Consider the following 4,994-nt stretch of genomic DNA (forward strand, 5'->3'; position numbering starts at 1 on the left):
TTTAGAGTCGTTTTTTAACGGTTCTTAAATCGCTGATATAGCTCAGCCCGGTAGAGCGCACCCTTGGTAAGGGTGAGGTCCCCAGTTCGAGTCTGGGTATCAGCACCACTATTTAGTTGATTTGATTTATCAAGTTAACAACAGAATTTGTTTGACGACCATAGCATTGTGGACCCACCTGATTCCATGCCGAACTCAGAAGTGAAACACAATAGCGCCGATGGTAGTGTGGGGCTTCCCCATGTGAGAGTAGGACATCGTCAGGCTCATATTGCTTTATGCTGAATAGACACTGCGGAGTGGTAGTTCAGTTGGTTAGAATACCGGCCTGTCACGCCGGGGGTCGCGGGTTCGAGTCCCGTCCACTCCGCCACTTATAATAAGCCTCGCTAGAAATAGCGGGGCTTTTTTGCATCTATTCCGCCCTTCTATCGAATGGCTTCCCCACCCGTTTTCTCGTAGCTCATAACTCCTAGCAACGTGTTCCTATTATTCCATCGCTTATCAGAAATCCCAACTTTACGATTAGAGTGACATCATTTCTGATTCCGGTGTGAGTTGACACGAGCACGACTTTAAACATTATAGCTTTAAGCTGAGTGATCAAATACCTCGAGCCATATGACGTTTTAAGTTAGCTTTATGAGATTGAACTGACTCAACATATTATCTTCTCAAAACCTGAAGCTATATAAGCCCTACAACCCATCTTTCTGCTCTGTACTTGTATGTCGCTTCTTTATTTAGCAAGTGTCCTTTCAGGTACTCAGTTTACAGCTTTTCCTCTATGAAACCTTGCTTCTACCCTACCTGTGAATCTATAGGATAGTTCTGCTAAGAACGCTATAGCCCTAAATGAGTCGACTTAATGCTCTATGCTTAAACCTTTCTCGATGGTATTGAGTGCCTTTTTCGACGTATTTCAAAGGGTGAAAATGGACTAGATTCACTTTGAAGGTGAAAGTCGCTAGATTGCGGGCCTACTAAAGTAATGTCGGAGGGATGGTAAGCTAAGAAATAGAGCATCCTTCACACCCGTGTCTATACATGTAGTGCTGTTTATCACCCAGCTGATTGCTATATTCTCTGGTTCTAGGCATTGGTATTTTAGGGTGACCAGTATCTCTTCTATTCTGAGGTGTTTGTTGACTCGATATGAATTAGTCGTTTTGACCACTTTGCTCTCAACATATTAATTTCTTGCTGGTTAGTTCAAGCTATGTTTTGGTTATATTTCGACTAATATAAAACTAAGAAGTGTTATGGCTTATTGCTTGGTAAGAATAGAAAATTCCCCAAATCATCGCGGATAGTTTGTTATTATTTTAATAAATAGATAAAGCCTTAAATAAACCTAATGGGTAGAACTATGAAATTGAGCTTTAACTTTGAAGATGCGAGCCAGATCTTTGTGGGATCTTTTGCTTTGGCCGTGCCGATTTCTTTTTCTGAAGAGGCCTGGAAGTTAGGGGAGACCTTACCTACCGCAAATCTATTGCTGTTGTTTTTGCTGTCTGCGGTGTTCCTGGGCTTCTATACGTATGAGAGTGTCTTTCAAAAAGACGTTGTTGCTCGGTTGCCAGTGTTTATTTTCAGAATAGTGATTGCTTATGTTATGACGGCATTGGTCGTTGCTTTGGTACTGACTTGCCTGGACAAATTACCTCTATTGAGTGATCCAGTTGTATCGTTCAAAAGAGTTATTGTTATTTCAATGCCAGCCTCTATGGGCGCTATTGTAGTGGATAGTTTTGATAAAGAGTGACTTGTGTATCATTTGGATTGAAGCGCTTTTCAGAGCTTTTCTAGCGCTTATTTGATTCGTTACTTAGCTTTCTCATTTCCAGGCTTAGTGTTGATTTGTCCAGCGGTTCTCCTCATTAATAAAATGATTAGTAACGTTACTCTGAATAACTCTTACGTGAATGTGTCGTTTGTTGTTGGGAAATATTGAAGAGAGTTAAGTAGCGAAGATTTGTAGCTTTGAAAGGATATGAAAACGGTTGGTTTCTGAATTGAATATGGTATTTGAAAGGTGAGGGTAGTTGTATTGATAAGTTAGGATCTATAAATGCAAAAAGGCCGCATCAATGATGCGGCCTTTTCTAATTGGCTCCCCTTGCAAGACTTGAACTTGCGACATACGGATTAACAGTCCGCCGTTCTACCAACTGAACTAAAGGGGAATTGATTGTTTAGTCTCTAATCAAGAGAATGGTGCCGACTACCGGAATCGAACTGGTGACCTACTGATTACAAGTCAGTTGCTCTACCTACTGAGCTAAGTCGGCATCATGAATCAAAAAGCTTATGCTTGATGATTAACTTGGCTCCCCTTGCAAGACTTGAACTTGCGACATACGGATTAACAGTCCGCCGTTCTACCAACTGAACTAAAGGGGAATTATTCTTAAAGCTTTAAAGAAATGGTGCCGACTACCGGAGTCGAACTGGTGACCTACTGATTACAAGTCAGTTGCTCTACCTACTGAGCTAAGTCGGCACATAAATATTTCTTTGTGCTTTACTGTTGTTGTCTAGGACACCAACAAATAAATTGTGGTGCCCGGAGGCGGAATCGAACCACCGACACGAGGATTTTCAATCCTCTGCTCTACCGACTGAGCTATCCGGGCGACGAGGTGTATTAAACGTGTTTTCGCGTTCTGGGTCAACATTAAATTGCAAAAAAAGTATCGTTTGATGTTTTTCTATACTTAGTGGGTTGTTTTTGTTCATTTGGTTCAAAAAACCCAGGTCTAGCATGCTCTAAAAGATCGTAAAACTTCTTTTAACTACACTGAATGGGTGCCGAAATAAAAAAAGCACGTGTGAAAACGTGCTTCTATGGTTGGAGATTTTCCTGTGAGTTTAGTGTTTTACTTCAAACCTATTAATCCAAGCTTCTAATTCGTTAGAAAGGGAAGCGAGTGTTTGGGTGCTATTATGACTTTCAGTTACTACATTACTTAGTTGGTTGCCGCTCTCTTCGATCATGTTGATACGCTTTGAGATATCATCGCTCACCTGAGTCTGCTCAGCCGCTGCTGTCGCGATTTGATGACTCATTGATGAGATGGACTCTAGAGCAATAACAATCTGTTGTAGTGCTTCAGAGGCACTCTGAGACTCTGTGACTGTACTCTCACTGGTAGTCGCACATACTTCCATCGTTTGAATCGCATTACGAGAGCCTTCTTGAAGGTTATTGATCATTAACTGGATTTCTTTAGTGCTTGATTGCGTTCGGCCTGCAAGGTTACGAACTTCATCTGCCACAACTGCAAATCCACGACCTTGTTCGCCAGCTCTAGCTGCTTCAATGGCTGCGTTCAGTGCCAACAGGTTAGTTTGCTCCGCTATATCACCAATCACATCCAATACTTTCACAATGTTGTTTACATCGCTATCTAGGTTAGCGACAGCTTCGCTTGCTGTGTTTAGTTGCCCTGCCAGGCCTTGAATGTTGTCTACAGTGTTGTGAATGAGTTGTTGGGTATGTTGGCTCTGTTTATCGGCCTCATCGGTGTTGCGCGCGGTATCGCTAGCTGAATCATCAATGTTGTTTGCTGAAGAAGCCATCTCGGTCATTGCTGTTGCGATCATCTCTGTTGATTGCTGCTGGGTCTCTGTTAGTTGAGCAATTGACCCTGCACGGTCTTCTACGCGTTGCAATTCGGCTCTCAGTGCCAGCATTGAAGCATCAAGGTTTGAGACTAGCTCGGCTAACGACTTACTCATTTGTTGTACGGCGTGATAAATACTGCCGTTTATTGCCTGAGTTTCAAAAGAGGTTTGAATGCGGCCTTCTGCGACGGCTTGTACCGCTTCTCTTACATCTTTAGGCTCGCCGCCAAGAAGCGCTAGCATTCGCTTAATAGATACGATTAGGCTTGATAAAATAAGGCCAGCAATCACGACACATAGAAACAATTGCCATTGAGCCGTTGACCAGAAACGTGCATTGACTTCATTGAAGCCGATACCTGTACCGACAACCCAACCCCAATGCGGAGTCTTCTCTGCAATAGACAGTTTGTCTTCAATCGTTCCGTCTGGAAGCTTTTGTGTCCAGGTGTACTCAATGATCTGGCCAGTACGATTGCCAAGTACTCGTTGAATGAGTTGGCCAACACTATTGCCGTCGCCATCTTTAAAGTCATTAAAGCTGGTTCCGTGTAGTTGAGGATCTAGTGGTGTCGCGACAAACGTCATGTTTTCATCAGCAACGTAGACATATTCGTTGTCTTTATAAATGTTGTTTCGTAATAGACGAGTGGCAAGTTGCTTAGCTTGCTTTTCTTCTAGTGTGCCATCAATCGCCATTTTCTCGACTTCAGTAAGAATGCTATATGCACTCTTAAATAGCTCTGTCACGCGAGCTTTGTTGTCCATGTTGCTAGCGACTCTCAATGTCCATAAACCAGTAGCAGTCAGGGCTAGCAGGGCAATCAATATTATGCCCGATAATAAGTAAGCTTGCGTTTTAAGTTTCATATTTCCCCGCGCAGCGATGTAATAATAAGATTAGGTATAACGTATCGAATCTTAATCTAAGCGGTGTAGGTCTGATATTAGAAAGGTATCAAAACATGATGAACATTAAATTTTCGAAGAAAAAAAAGTAACAGATCTATGTATTGTTTACTCGAGTGTGATTATGGGCGTGTTGCAGAATGTATAATATCAAACCACTCGACTTAGTTTGGGTAGGGAAGACTTCGTTAGAAATGAAATAAATGTTGTACTTAAAGTAGAAGGAAAGTGGCTCTCTTGATTGGTTCATCAATATTTCGTGTTGATCGAATACGAAGACTGGGTCTAGTTAACCTTTGTTCAAACGAAAAAAAAGCCAAGTCTTTCGACTTGGCTTTCTCGGATGTGGCTCCCCTTGCAAGACTTGAACTTGCGACATACGGATTAACAGTCCGCCGTTCTACCAACTGAACTAAAGGGGAATTACTTGTCTCAACATCAGGTCTATTAAAGACCAC

The 4,994-nt window shown here is 42.2% G+C and carries 2 protein-coding genes, 8 tRNA genes and 1 rRNA gene; 4 read left to right on the forward strand and 7 right to left on the reverse strand.

Going from position 1 to position 4,994, the window contains the following annotated elements; genetic code table 11:
* Positions 1-31: 31 nt before the first annotated feature.
* From ACFI6G_RS22035 to ACFI6G_RS22050, 4 genes are all read left to right on the forward strand, one after another.
* Positions 32-108 (forward strand) — tRNA-Thr (locus ACFI6G_RS22035).
* Between the two features lie 42 nt (positions 109-150).
* Positions 151-266, forward strand: a 5S ribosomal RNA gene (gene rrf, locus ACFI6G_RS22040).
* 30 nt (positions 267-296) lie between these two features.
* Positions 297-373, forward strand: a tRNA-Asp gene (locus ACFI6G_RS22045).
* A 996-nt stretch (positions 374-1,369) separates the two neighbouring features.
* Entirely contained in the window at positions 1,370-1,765 is a 396-nt protein-coding gene (locus ACFI6G_RS22050; RefSeq protein WP_016767963.1) for a DUF2391 family protein, read from the forward strand.
* A gap of 345 nt (positions 1,766-2,110) precedes the next feature.
* Here ACFI6G_RS22050 and ACFI6G_RS22055 read toward each other — a convergent pair.
* From ACFI6G_RS22055 to ACFI6G_RS22085, 7 genes are all read right to left on the reverse strand, one after another.
* Positions 2,111-2,186: transfer RNA gene (locus ACFI6G_RS22055), tRNA-Asn, on the reverse strand.
* A gap of 29 nt (positions 2,187-2,215) precedes the next feature.
* A tRNA-Thr gene (locus ACFI6G_RS22060) sits at positions 2,216-2,291 on the reverse strand.
* Between the two features lie 36 nt (positions 2,292-2,327).
* A tRNA-Asn gene (locus ACFI6G_RS22065) sits at positions 2,328-2,403 on the reverse strand.
* Positions 2,404-2,427: 24 nt separating this feature from the next.
* Positions 2,428-2,503 (reverse strand) — tRNA-Thr (locus ACFI6G_RS22070).
* Positions 2,504-2,560: 57 nt separating this feature from the next.
* Positions 2,561-2,636: transfer RNA gene (locus ACFI6G_RS22075), tRNA-Phe, on the reverse strand.
* A 235-nt stretch (positions 2,637-2,871) separates the two neighbouring features.
* Entirely contained in the window at positions 2,872-4,497 is a 1,626-nt protein-coding gene (locus ACFI6G_RS22080; protein WP_462710478.1) for a methyl-accepting chemotaxis protein, read from the reverse strand.
* Positions 4,498-4,882: 385 nt separating this feature from the next.
* Positions 4,883-4,958: transfer RNA gene (locus tag ACFI6G_RS22085), tRNA-Asn, on the reverse strand.
* Positions 4,959-4,994: the final 36 nt, after the last annotated feature.

It is taken from the genome of Vibrio sp. PSi01 (assembly GCF_054960695.1).

Coding starts and splice junctions, on each gene's coding strand:
- ACFI6G_RS22050 (WP_016767963.1), top strand. CDS start 1,370: ATGAAATTGAGCTTTAACTTTGAAGATGCGAGCCAGATCTTTGTGGGA.
- ACFI6G_RS22080 (WP_462710478.1), bottom strand. CDS start 4,497: ATGAAACTTAAAACGCAAGCTTACTTATTATCGGGCATAATATTGATT.